The organism is Arsenophonus sp. PmNCSU2021_1, assembly GCF_036919435.1.
Taxonomy (GTDB): Bacteria; Pseudomonadota; Gammaproteobacteria; order Enterobacterales; family Enterobacteriaceae; genus Arsenophonus; species Arsenophonus nilaparvatae.
Genome location: NZ_JAZHPL010000010.1, coordinates 190,578 through 207,087, shown reverse-complemented (window position 1 = coordinate 207,087; position 16,510 = coordinate 190,578). Strand labels below are relative to the sequence as shown.

14 protein-coding genes and 3 pseudogenes are annotated in these 16,510 nt (G+C 37.4%); 8 read left to right on the top strand and 9 right to left on the bottom strand.

The genetic code is table 11. The features are described 5' to 3' along the window. Positions 1 to 51 precede the first annotated feature (51 nt). Positions 52 to 776, top strand: a pseudogene (traT, locus tag V3224_RS23740) (complement resistance protein TraT). Between the two features lie 33 nt (positions 777 to 809). Further along, positions 810 to 1,100 (top strand): relaxase domain-containing protein, encoded by a 291-nt coding sequence (locus V3224_RS23735; protein ID WP_334473090.1) that lies wholly within the window; start codon positions 810 to 812, stop codon positions 1,098 to 1,100. A 10-nt stretch (positions 1,101 to 1,110) separates the two neighbouring features. On the opposite strand, the gene V3224_RS23730 is transcribed toward V3224_RS23735, so the two are convergent. Next, complete coding sequence (locus tag V3224_RS23730) at positions 1,111 to 1,983, bottom strand: IS982 family transposase (RefSeq protein WP_334467716.1); 873 nt, start codon at positions 1,981 to 1,983, stop codon at positions 1,111 to 1,113. A gap of 76 nt (positions 1,984 to 2,059) precedes the next feature. Here V3224_RS23730 and V3224_RS23725 point away from each other — a divergent pair, with 76 nt between their 5' ends. The 3 genes from V3224_RS23725 (at position 2,060) to V3224_RS23715 (ending at position 7,593) form a co-directional block, all read left to right on the top strand. Further along, positions 2,060 to 6,172 carry an AAA family ATPase gene (locus V3224_RS23725; protein ID WP_334473237.1) on the top strand — a complete coding sequence of 1,371 codons (4,113 nt, stop codon included), beginning with the start codon at positions 2,060 to 2,062 and terminating at the stop codon, positions 6,170 to 6,172. Further along, positions 6,157 to 6,402 (top strand): hypothetical protein, encoded by a 246-nt coding sequence (locus V3224_RS23720; RefSeq protein ID WP_334473089.1) that lies wholly within the window; start codon positions 6,157 to 6,159, stop codon positions 6,400 to 6,402. Before V3224_RS23725 ends, V3224_RS23720 begins: the two co-directional genes overlap by 16 nt. Before the next feature lie 162 nt (positions 6,403 to 6,564). Then, positions 6,565 to 7,593, top strand: coding sequence for a hypothetical protein (locus V3224_RS23715; protein ID WP_334473087.1), 1,029 nt, complete (start codon positions 6,565 to 6,567; stop codon positions 7,591 to 7,593). A gap of 45 nt (positions 7,594 to 7,638) precedes the next feature. Here the strand turns inward: V3224_RS23715 and recD2 are convergent, their stop codons facing one another. Genes recD2 through V3224_RS23700 form a run of 3 tightly spaced genes read right to left on the bottom strand, consistent with a single transcriptional unit; the run spans position 7,639 to position 10,804 of the window. Beyond that, the gene (recD2, locus tag V3224_RS23710) at positions 7,639 to 9,831 is read right to left on the bottom strand and encodes an SF1B family DNA helicase RecD2 (protein WP_334473086.1); all 2,193 of its coding nucleotides are present in this window, start codon (positions 9,829 to 9,831) and stop codon (positions 7,639 to 7,641) included. Between the two features lie 30 nt (positions 9,832 to 9,861). After that, a complete protein-coding gene (locus V3224_RS23705) occupies positions 9,862 to 10,359 on the bottom strand; it encodes a TIGR00645 family protein (protein ID WP_334473085.1) in 498 nt (165 codons plus the stop codon). Between the two features lie 49 nt (positions 10,360 to 10,408). Further along, entirely contained in the window at positions 10,409 to 10,804 is a 396-nt protein-coding gene (locus tag V3224_RS23700) for a hypothetical protein (protein WP_334473084.1), read from the bottom strand. A gap of 487 nt (positions 10,805 to 11,291) precedes the next feature. Here V3224_RS23700 and V3224_RS23695 point away from each other — a divergent pair, with 487 nt between their 5' ends. Further along, positions 11,292 to 11,774: a lytic transglycosylase domain-containing protein gene (locus V3224_RS23695; RefSeq protein WP_334473083.1), complete on the top strand. Its 483-nt coding sequence runs from the start codon at positions 11,292 to 11,294 to the stop codon at positions 11,772 to 11,774. Then, positions 11,743 to 12,039: a hypothetical protein gene (locus tag V3224_RS23690; RefSeq protein WP_334473082.1), complete on the top strand. Its 297-nt coding sequence runs from the start codon at positions 11,743 to 11,745 to the stop codon at positions 12,037 to 12,039. Before V3224_RS23695 ends, V3224_RS23690 begins: the two co-directional genes overlap by 32 nt. Before the next feature lie 58 nt (positions 12,040 to 12,097). Here V3224_RS23690 and V3224_RS23685 read toward each other — a convergent pair. Further along, a pseudogene (locus V3224_RS23685) lies at positions 12,098 to 12,481 on the bottom strand (FAD-binding domain-containing protein); the annotation flags it as partial. A gap of 113 nt (positions 12,482 to 12,594) precedes the next feature. Between V3224_RS23685 and V3224_RS23680 the strand changes: the two are divergent. Then, on the top strand, positions 12,595 to 13,467 hold the full coding sequence (locus tag V3224_RS23680; protein WP_334467716.1) for an IS982 family transposase: 873 nt from the start codon (positions 12,595 to 12,597) through the stop codon (positions 13,465 to 13,467). 10 nt (positions 13,468 to 13,477) lie between these two features. On the opposite strand, the pseudogene V3224_RS23675 reads toward V3224_RS23680, so the two are convergent. The 4 genes and pseudogenes from V3224_RS23675 to proP all read right to left on the bottom strand — a co-directional run. Next, positions 13,478 to 13,570: pseudogene (locus tag V3224_RS23675) on the bottom strand (FAD-binding domain-containing protein); the annotation flags it as partial. Between the two features lie 12 nt (positions 13,571 to 13,582). Continuing rightward, on the bottom strand, positions 13,583 to 14,497 hold the full coding sequence (locus V3224_RS23670) for a deoxyribodipyrimidine photo-lyase (RefSeq protein WP_334473081.1): 915 nt from the start codon (positions 14,495 to 14,497) through the stop codon (positions 13,583 to 13,585). Positions 14,498 to 14,539: 42 nt separating this feature from the next. Next, on the bottom strand, positions 14,540 to 14,719 hold the full coding sequence (locus tag V3224_RS23665) for a Rop family plasmid primer RNA-binding protein (RefSeq protein ID WP_334473080.1): 180 nt from the start codon (positions 14,717 to 14,719) through the stop codon (positions 14,540 to 14,542). 147 nt (positions 14,720 to 14,866) lie between these two features. Further along, complete coding sequence (proP, locus tag V3224_RS23660; RefSeq protein ID WP_334473079.1) at positions 14,867 to 16,375, bottom strand: glycine betaine/L-proline transporter ProP; 1,509 nt, start codon at positions 16,373 to 16,375, stop codon at positions 14,867 to 14,869. Positions 16,376 to 16,510: the final 135 nt, after the last annotated feature.

Sequence of the window (16,510 nt, the reverse complement as noted above, 5' to 3'; positions counted from 1 at the left end):
ATCGAAAGATAGATCAAATCTCTGTTACCTCAATTCAAGGAGTTTTTTAAAATGGTACACCCTTTTAAGCGTTTAATTTTGGTCAGTTTCATCTCAAGTTCACTGGCACTGACCGGTTGTAGTGCAGTCAGCACAGCAGTTAAAAAACGCAACCTCGAAGTAAAAACCCAAATGAGTGAAACCATCTGGTTAGACCCTGCTTCCCAAAAAACTGTTTACCTACAAATTAAAAATACCTCCGATAAAGATATGTCGGATTTAGCGAGCTTGATTAGAAAAGCGGTGGAAGCGAAAGGCTATAGAATGCCGCCTATTACTGGATACAGGCCAATGTATTAAAGGCTGATAAGATGGACTTAAGAGATGCCCAACGCTTTTTATCGCAAGGTTATGAAGGCGCTGCCCTTGGCGCAGCAGTGGGCGCAAGTGCCATGGCTTATAACGTCGATTCCCCCGGCGGCGCATTAGGTGTTGGATTAGCCGCAGGACTGGTTGGCGCCGCGGTCGATGCGATGGTGGAAGATGTAAATTACACCATGATCACCGATTTGCAGATTAGCGCCTTAAACAACGGCACCAATGTGACGGTAAATGATACCGCACGCTTAAAACAGGGCACTTCTGGCGCAAAACTTCAGACCAGTACCGAAACCACCAATCGCCATAAATACCAGACGCGCATTGTGTCTAATGCCAATAAGGTTAATCTGAAATTTGAAGAAGCAAAACCGGAACTGGAAAACCAGCTAGCCAAAAGCATCGCTAATATTCTTTAATTTCTCACAAAATAAAAGCCCAAGACCCGTACCATGCATCAGGGTGTCAGCACCTTTGAAAACACGGGTAATTTAGTCTCCACCCTTTTTTTGCATGACACCAGCCGAAACCTTGACCCACAACTCCATACGCATGCGGTAATTGCCAATGTCACACAAAATAAGCAGGGTGAGTGGAAAACGCTATCATCAGACCGTCAAATGGGGCAGGGATTTGTTGAGGTTACCTGGAATAATCAGGTGGCATTAGGGGCGTTATATCGCCAGTTCTTGAAAGAGGAATTAACCGAGCAGGGCTATAAGTTTAACCTGAGTTCGGGATAAGCATTATCAATTATACTTGAAGATACGTACCTGCAACAGGTATCTTTGGTTTAGATGGCATTAAACAATATGCAACCAGTCCGCCTAATAAATTCACTACAAAGTTAGCCGGAGAGCGATGTCGCGTATGCTCTATTTGACAAAGATTTTTTAACTCATCAAATACCGTTTCAATGACAGAACGATGACGCAAGATGGCTTTGTCGAAACAAGTCTGTTTAATAGGCTTCATTTTCTTCTTGATATTCGTTATAAGGCTAATTCCCATCGTTTTGAGTTGCTGTTTCAGTGAAGCCGATAAATACCCTTTATCTGCGTACAAACAACCAGAAAGATCCTTTGTCAGCTCAGGCAATGGTTTCCGATCATCGGTGTTTCCTGGTGTGAGTCGAAAACTGAGTATTTCCCCCAAATGATTGATAATTACATGAAGCTTGAAACCAAAGAACCAACCTGTTGAATTTTTTCCCCGTTCAGCTATCCCATTGAAGACTTTATGTCTGCGGATCCGTAAGTTATCACACACCGCTATCGGAGTAGAATCGGCAACCGATAGCCCCGTGCATTTTCCCTTAATTGACTCAAACAGTGCCGTTAACGCTAAGGCACTACGCGGAAGTAACTCTACACAGCGTGAATAGGATGGCAAGTTAGGAAATTCCTTCCGGAGATATAAGCGGACATAATAGAGATAAAATACCTTGAATTGCCTGAATCGGAGTTGATGAAACAACACAACCAGTGTCATCATTTCCGCCAACGAAAGCTGAGTAGACCGTCTACGACGCTTAGTACCGTTAGTCAGCAAATATTCATGCATTTTTGGCTCGAAGTCTTTGCAAAAATCATCCATCAGGCAATAAAGTTCAGTAAGATTTTCCATAATTGTTTAACAATGCTCTACTCTTTAACCAGACTGTTAGAGTATTTTAACAAAACAGGCTCATTCAACTATTTGAATATCAAGACTTTCTCTTTATTTCTTATCCCGAACTCAGGTTAAGTTTATTGCAGCCGGTCAAAACGGCCAGTGGGAAATAAAAGGCGTACCCACCGATATTTTCTCCAGTCGTCGCAAGGAAATCATTGCAGCGGTTGGGGAAAAGGCACCCGCAAAACAAAAAATGGTGGCCACTTTAGATACTCGCCAGAAAAAAGATTTTTCCAATATTGAAACCGTACGTCAGGAATGGAAAAAAAAGTTACAAGCAACCGGATTTGATAAAAATGCCATTATTAAACCGGTGACCCACCAAAAAATCGACCAGCAACAACAAATTACGCTGCAACAAGCCGTTAAAAATGCCATTCAGTCACTGGAAATTAATCACCACAGATTCATCTATGACAAACTTTTAACACAGGTGATTAATCAATTGCCTTTTGAATCAGGCATGATAAATAGCATAAGAGCCGAAATCGGAACGTTTTTGGATAAGGGCGATTTAATTCCGGTTAATAGAGAAGGTACCGCCTTGACAACCCCCTATCAGCTAAAAGCAGAAAACGCCGAAGCACAGCTAATAACTAGCTTAAACGCCAAAGAAAGTGGTTTAACCTCAACACAAAACAGCCCGTTGACAACCAGTCTGGTAAAAAATAATGCAGCGGTGAATGTTGTCAATCTAAAAGGCGATGCAAATCACCATCTCAGCACGCTTTCCCAGATTCAGACGCTGGCGAAGGAAAATCGCCAACCCCATATTATTGTCGTGCCAAATGTGACGACCAAAAACAATTTGGTTGCTGAGCTTGAAAATGACATGAATGTAATGACGTTAAAAGACATCGAACAAAATGAAAGAGTTGTCAAAAAAGCCTTATTAAGCGTCTATCAGTCCGAAAAGATAGGGCTTGATAAGATGAAATCCCTACTGCAAACCGTAAACCACCACAATGCGACAGCGATTGTTTTTGATAGCACAGTACGGTCACAACCAGGATTAACGAAACAGATTGCTGGTAACCTCACTATCCCAACGATTAACTGTCATCAGGTTAATACCAGCAAACAGCTTTATTTTGTCGAAAAAGTGGACAAAAGAGACAGAGCACAGCTCGCGGCAAACTATTATTCTCTGTTACACGTCACCAACAAGGAGGCTATCATTCAGACAGGGAGTAATAAACTGAATGCCGAGATAACGCATAAAGTTCGTAACACTTTAATAGAAAAAGGATTATTGTCATCACAATCGGTCACCATCTCAACGCAAAAATCAGTGTTTTTCGATGCATCAAACCGTAACAACCGCAATACCTATCGGGTCGGCAATCAATTAGAAAAAATAAACGGTGACCAGAAGGAAACCTTTTTAATTAAAGATATTGATAAAAAGACCAACACCCTTGTGTTATTAAATGGTGACGGCTGTTATACGCAGCTCCCTATCAATAAAATATCAAATCACTATCAACTTTATAAGACCGAAAACTTAGAGCTGAGGATGGGCGATAAAGTGAAATCAGAGGGGCGATTTGGTGACAATATTCCTGCAGGTAAAGCCTTTACCTTCAGCCAGATAAGAAAAGGAAATTTTTTGTTTCGGGATAAAGTCATCCTTGAAGATAATAAAGGTAAGACCTTTTCCTTTTCACCGAAAACCGAAGTCCCATTAGCGTACCATTATTGCGAATCGTTAGGAAAGAGCTTATCAAAAACCAAAACAGTAATTGCTATCACCAATGACCGAGAACTCAACGATAGCAAGATTAATCAGATAAAACGCAGTGGTAAAACGGTCATTGCCATCACTGGACACGATAAAGCCACCATTGATAAAAAAATGGCCTTTAACGATGTAAAAATGGAAACCATCAGTGCAGAAAAAAACGATTTTTATAAGGTAATAAATACCCAGACCGCAAAACAAAATCCGCAAGCCGATAGACAAAAAGCCATCGAGGTTGCTATCGATAAAGTAACCGGTTCAAAGGTCTTTTTTAATGGTGCAGCAGTCATCACAAAAGCGGTGCAGTTATTACCTCATGCGCCCATTGAACGGATTGCCGCTCAGTTTGAAAAACAGTTAAAACAAGGCGATTTTATCGCTATTGATGGCAGTTTTAACACACTGATGGGCAATTTTATCGAAAAATCAACCTTTGAGAGAGAATCACATATACTTAAACAGATATTAAAAGGCAAAAACACCCAGTTACCCCTGATTAAACAAAGTCTACCTATTGATACCACCGGACTCACGCAGGGGCAACAAAAAGCCGCCGAAAAAATCTTACGTTCACCTGACCAGATTATCGCCATTCAAGGTTATGCAGGCGTGGGGAAAACCACCCAGTTTAAAACCGTGGCTAAATCCCTCAAACAGAATCGACCCGACATCACGCTAATGGGACTTGCGCCCACCCACAAAGCGGTGGCAGGACTTAAAGAAGCCGGTACACCCTCACAAACCATTGCCAGTTTTCTGAATGAAAATAATACCGAAACCAACTTTAAAAATACCCTGTTTATTATTGATGAAAGCTCAATGATAGGCAATAAAACCTATGTGACCTTATTAAAAACCATTACTGAAAAATCAGGGCGTATTGTACTGTCAGGTGACCGGCAACAACTCAAATCCTTTGAAAGTGGCGTACCGTTTAAAGTAACGCTCGAACGGAGTGCCGCAGACACCGTGGTGATGCGTGAAATTGTTCGACAAAATCCGGAATTAAAACCCGCCATCGAAGCGGTGATAGCGGGCAACATCAAGCAATCACTAGCCGTTATTAACAACGTGCCGCCAGATACCGTTACGCGGATGAAAGATAGTGATATTCCAGCTAATTCAGTGGTTGACCTCAAAGGCAAAACACAGGAAGAAAAAATAGCCGCCATTGTGAAAGATTTCACCAGCAGAACAAAAGACGCACAGAATAATACCCTGATTGTCACTCCATTAAACCGTGACCGAGCCGCGATTAATGAAGCGATTCATCAAACGCTTTACCAGGATGATAAAAAAAGCCTCACTATCCCCACCTTGCAACGCATTAATCACGCTGCCGCTGACATCAAAACCGTTGATTTTTGGCAAACAAACACCGGTAACATTGCCAAAATCAATCAAACCTATTATCACATTAACGAAACGTCATCAGATGGCACCCTTTCACTGCATCAGCCTAACAATCAGCAGGAGCGTTATCTGTCAGTCATGACGCTTAATCCCGATGCCGTCACATTGTATCAAGCGCAGACGATAACCGTCAGTCCTGGCGAAAGAATTAGGCTAACCGTTACCGATAAAGAACCTATGGCGGCAAACAATGAGGTGGGAATAGTGAAAAAGATTGAAGGTGATAACTTGTTAATTGATTTTAATGGCAGGACGTTAGCCTATCAGCCCCATAAAGAGATGAGCGACCGGCATCTTGATTATACCTATGCCGTTACCGCTTATGCTTCACAGGGCGCATCCGTGCCTTATGTGATTGTGTATGATGGTGCCAGTGATAACAAAGCAAAACTGGCTGCGCTGGATAATACTTATGTCGAATTCTCACGTAGTAAAGCCCATGTTCAGGTCTACCTCGACGAGGCCGAAAAATGGATAAAGCACATTGAAATCCATAGCGGTGAGCGCTTTTCAGCCCATAATTTTATCAAACTTCAGGATGACCAATTGGCAGTGAGTGAAAAAAACGTGTGGGAGCAAAGCAAAGTTATCACCGAAACCGCATTCGCGAAAAAAGTAGACTCCTTAATCGCCGAGGCAGGAAGATTAAGCACCCTCAATAAATCCCCTGAAATCTTATTGCCCGTTGTTAATGAAAACGGCATTCACCGAGGCAACTACCATTTACCGGTGGGAATTTATACGGGCAATATTGATTTTGAAAGAGCCCGCTATCAGGGTGCTAAAGAGGGTAAATACATCATTCTCCAGAAGGGCGATGAAAGTGTCGAACCCAAAACCTATCAAACCGACCAGTTACCAAGCGCACTACAACAAATAGAAACGGATAATACCATCGTAATAGAAATTACGCAGGAAACCGCAAAACCCAACGAATTGACAACTGCAGTAGAAGAAAGTCTTTCATTGATATGGACAAAGCGTTAAATCTTGACATAAATGATACATTACTTAAAGATGAAGAGAGCAAATTACCTGAGAATGTTGATGCTGAAAAATTGATGGATACTGAGAAATTATCCTTGCCAACTGAAGATAATCTATCGATAGACGAGGTAGACTCCGATAAAGAATCTAAACGATTAGATAACGATGAAGTCAATATTTTGCATCATGAAGATAAACAAAAAATCAAAGAAAAAGAGTACGGTGATTAATCTAACCATAGCCTTATAAATTAATTTTATAATAAATAACCTTAAATAGACGCTAAGTTTGTTATTCCTGTCTTGACCTGATATTTTTACTAATGGAATAAAGCAAAATAGCGGTTATTAAAAAACAAATAAAAGTAGACATCGATTAGGGGACCATAAAAGATGCTTTCAGTTACTAATTCATCTTCACAGATAGTATATGAACCAGGTGATAATTTATCTAATAAATCAACCAATTCAACAGAAATAATCAACACATCTCAAGAGGAAATTATCAATGAATCTATTCAAAAACCTGAAGAACTGTTATGGAATAGTTTCACAGAAATGCGAGATTACCTCATGGAAGGAACTTATTTCTCCCTTTTTTCAGAAAAAGAATATCCTGATCTTCATAAGGACTTAAGAGCTTGTCAAAATAAGCTTAAAGATATCGACTTACCCTTATCAAAATCCTTGCTTACCGGAGCAACAGATAAGTTCATCAGACATTTTGGCATCTTGAATAAAACAGCAATCCATACTGAAAATCAGGTTAGAAAAGAATTCAAAAATATCGATGAAACATTAGATATTTTACATAACTGCCTGAAAGACATCGAACAATTAAAAGAAAAAACGGCGCCAGAATCAACAACAAAGAAATATCTGAAATTTTCTTTAATAGGCATTGCGCTGAGCTTCGTAGGCTTGTTAGTAGGCGCAATGGTTTTCGCCTTACCCTGTGTTGCGCCTTGTCTAATTAGTGGCTCTCTCTTACATATAATTGGTTCTGGAATATCAACCGCTGCTGGCTTTTCGGGTATTGCCTTTGGCCTATATCAGACTCACAAACAATATAAAATAAATTCTCACCGCGATAAATGGAATGAATTCGATGCTATACTTTCTAAAACATATACTCATTTAAATGAATTAAGGAACCAGAAAATGTTAAAATCAGTTTATGATCTGGGATTAAATCAATCACAGGGATTTCAAAAAGTTAATGAACAAAGTAGTTCAATAGAAAAACAAAACGCTGAAATGAAAAACGAGATTAGTATATTGAAAACTGAGCTGACCGAGTTGAAAGAAAAAATGGACACGTTAATTAATCAGTTTAATAAAGCAGCGACATCTTCAGATGAACAACAAAATGACTCAAATGTAGTAAAAGCATTTCCCCTATATCGGCGGCATTCTTTCTAAATGTGGGTAATACGATTTACCTAAAGAATCATAGTTAAAAAAGCACTATGATTTATCGAACGCGATTTTTAATCGTGCTAGTAACCATGTTTTTCGTTTAATCGAGTTCTGTTTGTTGATAGCGAGACTAAGTGCTTTCTTTTGTCCAATGATAACCACCATTTTTTTACCTCTGGTGACCCCAGTATAAATCAAATTTCGTTCAAGCATAAGATAGTTCTGCATAGCTATCGGAATCACAACACAAGGATATTCAGAACCCTGGCTCTTATGAATAGTTGTTGCATAAGCTAAGGATATCTCATCAAGCTCATTAAAATCATACCGGATTGTTCTGCCATCAAAATCGATGATCACTTCAGATTCAACCGTATCAATTAACGTAATAATTCCGATATCACCATTAAAAACATCTTTATCATAATTATTCACTAATTGAATAACTTTATCACCCAAAGAAAGCGTCCGGCCATAACGTGTCACTTTCGAGGAAGTGACATTATTATTAAGCTGAGATTGTAACATATCATTAATACTATGCGCGCCAATTCCGCCCCTATTCATTGCAGTTAATACTTGGATATCCCTGACCGGATCAAATCCAAACCGCATCGGTAATCGATGTAAGATAATATTTAGAAGTTTATTTTTGATATCTTCAATATCTTCCGAATGAATAAAGAAAAAATCACTTTCCTCGCCTTTTTTCACAATTTCAGGGAAGCGCCCCATATTAATAGCATGAGCACTGGTGATAATTTTAGAACAAGCTGATTGCCGGAATATTTTGGTTAATCGACTAATAGGGATTTGCTGACTGTGAATAATATCAGATAAGACATTCCCGGGTCCTACCGATGGTAGCTGATCGATATCCCCTACCAACAGCAACGCTGAATGGTCAGGTAATGCCCGTAGTAATTTATTCATCAATACAATGTCAATCATTGAGGATTCGTCAACAACCAGTAATTCGGTATCAATAGGGTTATCAGCATTGTGTTTAAAATCAAATTGTGAAGGATCAAAATCCAGAAGACGATGAATCGTAGTGGCATTTTCTCTGGTTGATTCACTCAATCGTTTAGCAGCCCGTCCAGTTGGCGCACAAAGCGTCGGTTTTATCCCTTTAGTTTTTATAATATGTAGGATACTGTTAATCACCGTAGTCTTACCAACACCAGGCCCGCCTGTTATGACACTCACCTTGCTGTTTAAGGTTTTTTCGATAGCGGTCTTTTGCGAATCGGATAACGTTATCTTATTTTGTTTCTCAACCCAGGGAATGGATTTTTCCTGTGCGATATTCTCCCAGGGAAGTTTTCCAGAAATCAAACGCTTTAAATGACCAGCAACACCTTGTTCAGCAAAAGATAATGACGACAAAAATACCCAGATTTCATTTTCAACCGATTGTAAAACCAGCCGGCGTTCTGTTAATTCAATCTCAATGGCCTGGCGTATAATATCTTCATGAATATTCAGTAGGCGATGGGTTTTATTAATTAATGCTTCTTGTTCTTCTGCACAATGTCCCTGATTAGACAATTCCTGTAAAACATGCCGGATACCGGCTTGAGCACGGATCAGAGATTGTGTATCGACGCCTAGGTTTTGTGCGATTTGATCTGCTGTTTTAAACCCAATACCATAGATATCAATCGAGAGTTGATAAGGATTCTCAAGTACTTTAGAAATTGCCGATTCACCGTAGGTTTTATATATACGAACAGCTCTTGAAGTTCCGACCCCATGAGATTGTAAGAAAACCATAATTTCCCTGACTACTTTTTGTTCTGCCCAGGCAGAACTAATCTTTTGCTGGCGTTTTTTTCCAATGCCTTCAACTTCAAGTAATTTATCAGGGTGGTGTTCAATAACATTAAAAACATCAGCACCAAAGGATTTGATAAGTTGTTTGGCAAAAACGGGGCCTATCCCTTTGACCATACCTGAACCCAAATATTTTTCCATGCCTTCCAGAGTGGTAGGAACAATAGTTTTTATATGATGGGTTTTAAACTGTAGACCATAATTAACGTCGTTAAGCCAGATACCCATACATTCAATATATTCCCCTGCACTAATAGAAGCAGTATTACCCGTTACAGTAATTAAATCTTTATGTCCGGAAACCTTAGCTCTAATGACAAAAAAGCCGGAAACTTCACTATGAAAAGAGACGCGTTCAACAACCCCTTCAAGGGATTGCGGTGATTGAGATTGACTATTTTGCATGAACTATCTCAAGGATAATGTAATTAAAAATTAGCCTTTAGAATGTTTACTCATTCTATCAATATAAGCCATACCAAATGCAGAGACAACAAAAGCTAAATGGATAATAACACACCACATTATTTTATTATCCGCCACTTTTTCTGCTTCCATAAAAATTCGTAAAAGATGAACTGAAGAAATGGCGACAATCGATGAGGCCACTTTATTTTTAATGGAATTAACATCCATTTTTCCCATCCAGCTTAATTTTTGATGTTTATCATCGACGGTCATTTTTAAAATAAAGTTCTCATAACCTGAAAACATAACCATAACTAAAAGCCCACCAACTAACGCAATATCAATCAGCGATAAAACCGTCAAAATTAATCCAGATTCAGTGATAGAAAAAAGTTCTGGGATGACATGAATTATCTGCTGAAAAAACTTTAAAGTAAGTAAAATAAATCCAAATGACAACCCAATATAGACAGGAAATAATAACCATCTCGATGCATAAATGATTTTTTCAATAGATTTATCCATTCTTTTAGCTTTCCTTTATTTTAAAATTTTGCAAAAATTATCAAAGATATTATTTCCGTTTAAAAAAATAACTCAGCTTATATTCTATCTCTTCCAAATACTTTTGGTAATTTTCATCTGACATATATAGCGAGGCTTTCTCTTTATTTTTCTTTGTTGCATAAAATAAAAGATTTTCCATATATTCAATTTTTAAAACAGATTGTGCAATTAAAGCCAGTTTATCATCTAGAGTAATTTGAGGCTCTTCATTATTTTTATTCTCTTTTCTTTTTTGCATAACAAGGCAACCAATTTTTAACATTTCCATCGCAATAACGGTACGATTTGAAGTGGAATTAGGCTCACCATCGGCGCGTTTATCTTCAACGAATTCGTCTATTTGTTTCAGAATAGAATCAGGTATGGGTAAAGATAAGCGATATTTGTTTTTAACTTTTTCCATGAAAAAGAACCTTAATGATTATATAATGAATATCATTTTACATTAAAATACAAGTTAATAAAGAATCTTTTAAGATTCTTAAAAGAATCTATATAGCATCTAATTTTTAATATAAATTATTTATACATTAAAATCAATATATTAATAAAAAAAAAAGAATCCCTCAAGAATCTTAATAGACTTTATATAGATTCTTTTAAGATAATATACTTATAAAACAAAAGGATGCAATAAAGATTCTTGATAGACTCTAAATAGAGTCTAAACTTGATGAATAAATATATATAATTAACCAAAAAAATATTATATTTCATATAATTAAAACAAAATATATATTTTGCGTGTGGTCTGTAAATTAGTGATAGAAAAATCGGATTTGGTGAGGTAACATTGATAGTCTTTATTAGAATTTTCTTAAAAAACTTTTCGTTTTATAGGGGCGACAATATGCCCAATTGTTATGTTATTTTGAATAAAGAGCTACGTGATGAAAACTAAAAATTTAATGTGGCTATTTTGTCTTGTTATCTCAAAATTATCCCTTGCTGATTGTTTTGATAAAGCTGGAAGTTATTATCAAATAGACCCCGATTATTTAAGAGCGATTGCCAGACAAGAATCCAATTTTAATCCCCATGCAAAAAATAAAGATGGTTCACTTGATTTAGGGGTGATGCAAATTAATAGCAAAACCTTTAACGCAATCAAAAATGAATACCCTACATTATCTGAAAATGACTTAATCAATCATCCTTGTTTAAATATTCATATTGGTGCCATGGTTTTAACTCGTAACTTTGCTACCTACGGTAAAAATTGGTTAGCCGTTGGTATGTATAACGCGGGAATGAAAAATACCAATACATCAATTAAAAATCGTTACCACTATGCAAATAAAATTTATCGACATTATCAGAAAATAAAAACGGAAAAAATAAATGAGAATAAAATTTACGGGTCGCTGGAATAAACAAAGCCTTAAAAATGCAATTTGTGAAGCGATTGAGGAATTACAATTTTATGACATTGAATTTCTCTCCGGCGTTAATCTTTATTTTCATGGGGAAAATATTCATTTTGATAAGATTGAAATTCGAAACGAAAATGATACCCCTGTCATTTTTATTTATGATAATAATATTCCAGTTATAAAACCACGCAAAAGGAAAAGAAGAAAAGCCCCCGTCATTAGCCTTGCGGATTTTAAAAGAAATAAAACCCGCAAAGATAATTAATTAAACAACCTGTCTTTATTTGGGTAAATTTACTAACAGAGGAAATATTAATCAAAATTTATTTCATATTCTTTGCTGAGCTAAAAGCATCTAATGTTTCTTTCCTAGCTTTAGAATGATCAACGATAGGTAATGGATAATTTAGAGTAGTCTGATCTGGCACTTTACTCAGTTCGGGTAACCAACGACGAATAAAGATACCTTTTGGGTCAAAACGTTTTCCTTGGGTTATCGGATTGAAAATTCTAAAATAAGGGACAGAATCTGTACCCGTCGATGCAGCCCACTGCCAGCCACCATTGTTTGCCGCAAAATCGCCATCCAATAATTGAGTCATGAAATAACGTTCGCCCTTACGCCAATCTATCAGTAGGTCTTTAACCAGGAAACTTGCCGTAATCATTCGCAAACGATTGTGCATCCATCCGATTTTATTTAACCTGAGTTCGGGATAAGAAATAAAGAGAAAGTCTTGATATTCAAATAGTTGAATGAGCCTGTTTTGTTAAAATACTCTAACAGTCTGGTTAAAGAGTAGAGCATTGTTAAACAATTATGGAAAATCTTACTGAACTTTATTGCCTGATGGATGATTTTTGCAAAGACTTCGAGCCAAAAATGCATGAATATTTGCTGACTAACGGTACTAAGCGTCGTAGACGGTCTACTCAGCTTTCGTTGGCGGAAATGATGACACTGGTTGTGTTGTTTCATCAACTCCGATTCAGGCAATTCAAGGTATTTTATCTCTATTATGTCCGCTTATATCTCCGGAAGGAATTTCCTAACTTGCCATCCTATTCACGCTGTGTAGAGTTACTTCCGCGTAGTGCCTTAGCGTTAACGGCACTGTTTGAGTCAATTAAGGGAAAATGCACGGGGCTATCGGTTGCCGATTCTACTCCGATAGCGGTGTGTGATAACTTACGGATCCGCAGACATAAAGTCTTCAATGGGATAGCTGAACGGGGAAAAAATTCAACAGGTTGGTTCTTTGGTTTCAAGCTTCATGTAATTATCAATCATTTGGGGGAAATACTCAGTTTTCGACTCACACCAGGAAACACCGATGATCGGAAACCATTGCCTGAGCTGACAAAGGATCTTTCTGGTTGTTTGTACGCAGATAAAGGGTATTTATCGGCTTCACTGAAACAGCAACTCAAAACGATGGGAATTAGCCTTATAACGAATATCAAGAAGAAAATGAAGCCTATTAAACAGACTTGTTTCGACAAAGCCATCTTGCGTCATCGTTCTGTCATTGAAACGGTATTTGATGAGTTAAAAAATCTTTGTCAAATAGAGCATACGCGACATCGCTCTCCGGCTAACTTTGTAGTGAATTTATTAGGCGGACTGGTTGCATATTGTTTAATGCCATCTAAACCAAAGATACCTGTTGCAGGTACGTATCTTCAAGTATAATTGATAATGCTTATCCCGAACTCAGGTTATTTAGTTGTCGCGTACCTGCATCAACAATCGGATAACCAGTAAGACCCTGCTGCCAGGCCAACAACATAGCCTCATCATTTTTCCACTACACTCGGTCTGTCCAGTCAATAAAAGGTTTGTTTTTACATAAAAAAGGATGAGCAACGATTAAATGACGGTAAAATTCACGCCAAATTAACTCATTTAACCAGATAAAAGCACCATCTCTATTTTCTAATAAACGAGGATGTTCAGTTCTTAATCTATTAAAGCATTGCCGAGAGGAAAGAACACCAACAACTAAATAAGGGGACAGACAACTTGTACCATCAATAGCAGGAATATCTCTTGTTTTTTGATAATTGTTAACATTCTCACGACAAAAATTCCATAATTTAGCTAATGCAATTTTTTCACCAGAGGGAAACGCCTCTGATTTGTAGACGTCATTTAAATAGGGATGGATAGGATTTATATAAATTCCACCACCCTTTCGCATTTTAGGCGCTGGCAGAGAACAAACTTCGGTTTTGATTAATTGTTTAATAAAGGCATGCCTAAATGGCGTAAAGACTTTATACATCTCATTATTAATATTTAAAACAGAACCTGGAGGCAAAAGAACACTATCGTCAAAACTACGAATCGCAACTTTATTGCCTATAATATGTTCCAACTGCTGGTCTCGTCTAAGCTCATTTAACTCATATTGTCGATTAAAAAATATTTCACTGATTTCTTCTTTTTGACAAAATTCTTTTAACCAATCTAATGATGCATTAAAATCGGCACATTGTTGATAAATGAGAGGAATACCTAATTCAAAGAGACTGTGTTGTAACTTTATTAAGTTCTCGTGAATAAAAGCGATTTGACGCACTGATATATGATGTTTTTGCCATTGTTTAGGCGTTGCTATATAAACCGCGATAATTTTCACATGTTGATCCTGACATGCATTAAATAGCGCTGCGTTGTCTGTAATACGAAGATCATTGCGAAACCAAACAAGACGATTCATGTTAAATGCCTTCCAAAAACAACGAAAAGTAATGAGCCTGAGTTACTCACTTTCCAGTGTTTTTTTTAAATTAAGATAAAGTTTTTCTGCCATGTCGTGCAAATCTTCGCACTCATCTGCACAATCATCCAGATTTAGTTGATTGAGCTTATCTAAGAGGATTAATGTTTGGCTTTTTATGAAGCCGGCCATATTTAAAACTGAGAGTTCTTGTTTTTTCATCGTTTGTTAAAACGTTCAGCAAAAGATTTGATATAAGGTTATTCTACACAATGATAAGGATGCTTTCTTTTCTTGCACTACCTGTCAATTTTATAAAAACAGTTTTCTATAATAAAATTCCATATAAAAAAACATAACATTGTTGAATCATTTTTTGATAATAGGATGCTGTTCAACCAGATGTTTACGCTTTTCTTCTAATTCAGAAATTTGTAGGGTGATATCTTCAATTTTCTGCTCAATATTATCGTGATGCTCCTGAAGTATTTCCCGAGCTTCATCAATATCAGAAGCAGTTGGGGTTTCGCCTCGCAATGGTCTGTTAGCTGTCTCTTTCATTGCAAAACCAGTAATTAAACCAATAATAGCAATTACCATAAGGTAATATGCTGGGATAAAAAGATCGTGAGTAGTTTCAACTAACCAAGCCACTACGGTCGGAGTCAACCCGGCTATCATTACCGAGATATTAAAAACACCCGCAAGTGCGCTGTAACGAATATGAGTTGGAAACATGGATGGCAATGAAGAGGCCATTACGCCTGTAAAAGCATTCAGCAACACACCTAAAATCAAAAGACCAATAAAAATCAGCCCAGTTAGTTTGCTGTTTATCAGGAAAAAACAAGGAATAGCCAAGATTAACAGAGCTACACTACCAAAAATAACAAAAGGTCGACGACCAAATTTATCGCTCATCAGTCCAATGAGCGGCTGAAAAAAGAGCATACCTATCATCACAACAATAATAATTAATACACCATGATCTTCTTTGTAATTTAAATTATACGACAGATAGCTTGGCATATAAGTCAGAAGCATATAATAGGTAACGTTAGTGACTACCACAAGACCAGTGCAACTCAGTAGGCTTCTGCGATATTTTGTCAATATCGCTTTAAAAGAGATCTTTTTTTCGACAGCAAACAAATCATCACGATTATCTTGTGTTAGTTTATCCAAATGTTGCTGGAACACTGGAGTCTCATCTAACGCATGACGGAGGTAAAGACCGATTATACCAAGTGGTAATGCAAACAAAAATGGAATACGCCAACCCCATTCAAGAAACTTTTCTTGTCCGAAAAAGTTTGAAATTAATAATACAACGCCAGCCCCCAGCACAAAACCAGCAATAGAACCAAAATCTAGCCAGCTACCTAAGAAACCACGTTTACGATCGGGAGAATATTCCGCAATAAAAATCGATGCCCCAGTATACTCTCCTCCCACTGAGAAACCTTGCATCATTTTGGCAAATAAAAGCAGAATAGGTGCCCAAATTCCTATCGAGGCATAAGAGGGGATTATCCCAATGGAAAATGTACTTATTGACATAATCACGATTGTTATAGCCAGAATTTTCTGTCGACCATACCGGTCACCCAGTACACCGAAAAAAAGACCACCAAAAGGACGAATACAGAACGGTATAGAGAAAGTTGCGAGTGTAGCAATCACTTGTACACTTGAGCTGGCTTCGGGGAAAAACACTTGACCTAGAGCATAGGCTAGAAAACCATAAACCCCAAAATCGAACCACTCCATTAAATTACCTAGCGTTGCAGCAATAACAGCTTTACGCAATTTATCATCATTAATAATCGTTATGTCCTTTAACTTCATGGGTTTAACGGGGGTATGGCTAAATTTCATAAAAAACACCTTTAGCTAATAGTAATTTGGAAGTCTAAAAAACTTACTTAAAAATAGTTAACTTATTTTATTATTTAGAATTAATTAATTTTTTTCTTACACGAGTTTCGCACCAATAAAAAAACTCTCTATTTT

Bases quoted from the DNA above. Each gene is read 5' to 3' on its own strand.
- V3224_RS23680 (WP_334467716.1), top strand. From the start codon at position 12,595: ATGGAAAATCTTACTGAACTTTATTGCCTGATGGATGATTTTTGCAAA.
- V3224_RS23715 (WP_334473087.1), top strand. From the start codon at position 6,565: ATGCTTTCAGTTACTAATTCATCTTCACAGATAGTATATGAACCAGGT.
- V3224_RS23695 (WP_334473083.1), top strand. From the start codon at position 11,292: ATGAAAACTAAAAATTTAATGTGGCTATTTTGTCTTGTTATCTCAAAA.
- V3224_RS23700 (WP_334473084.1), bottom strand. From the start codon at position 10,804: ATGGAAAAAGTTAAAAACAAATATCGCTTATCTTTACCCATACCTGAT.
- V3224_RS23665 (WP_334473080.1), bottom strand. From the start codon at position 14,719: ATGAAAAAACAAGAACTCTCAGTTTTAAATATGGCCGGCTTCATAAAA.
- V3224_RS23705 (WP_334473085.1), bottom strand. From the start codon at position 10,359: ATGGATAAATCTATTGAAAAAATCATTTATGCATCGAGATGGTTATTA.
- V3224_RS23735 (WP_334473090.1), top strand. From the start codon at position 810: ATGCATCAGGGTGTCAGCACCTTTGAAAACACGGGTAATTTAGTCTCC.
- V3224_RS23670 (WP_334473081.1), bottom strand. From the start codon at position 14,497: ATGAATCGTCTTGTTTGGTTTCGCAATGATCTTCGTATTACAGACAAC.
- recD2 (WP_334473086.1), bottom strand. From the start codon at position 9,831: ATGCAAAATAGTCAATCTCAATCACCGCAATCCCTTGAAGGGGTTGTT.
- V3224_RS23730 (WP_334467716.1), bottom strand. From the start codon at position 1,983: ATGGAAAATCTTACTGAACTTTATTGCCTGATGGATGATTTTTGCAAA.
- V3224_RS23690 (WP_334473082.1), top strand. From the start codon at position 11,743: ATGAGAATAAAATTTACGGGTCGCTGGAATAAACAAAGCCTTAAAAAT.
- V3224_RS23720 (WP_334473089.1), top strand. From the start codon at position 6,157: ATGGACAAAGCGTTAAATCTTGACATAAATGATACATTACTTAAAGAT.
- proP (WP_334473079.1), bottom strand. From the start codon at position 16,375: ATGAAATTTAGCCATACCCCCGTTAAACCCATGAAGTTAAAGGACATA.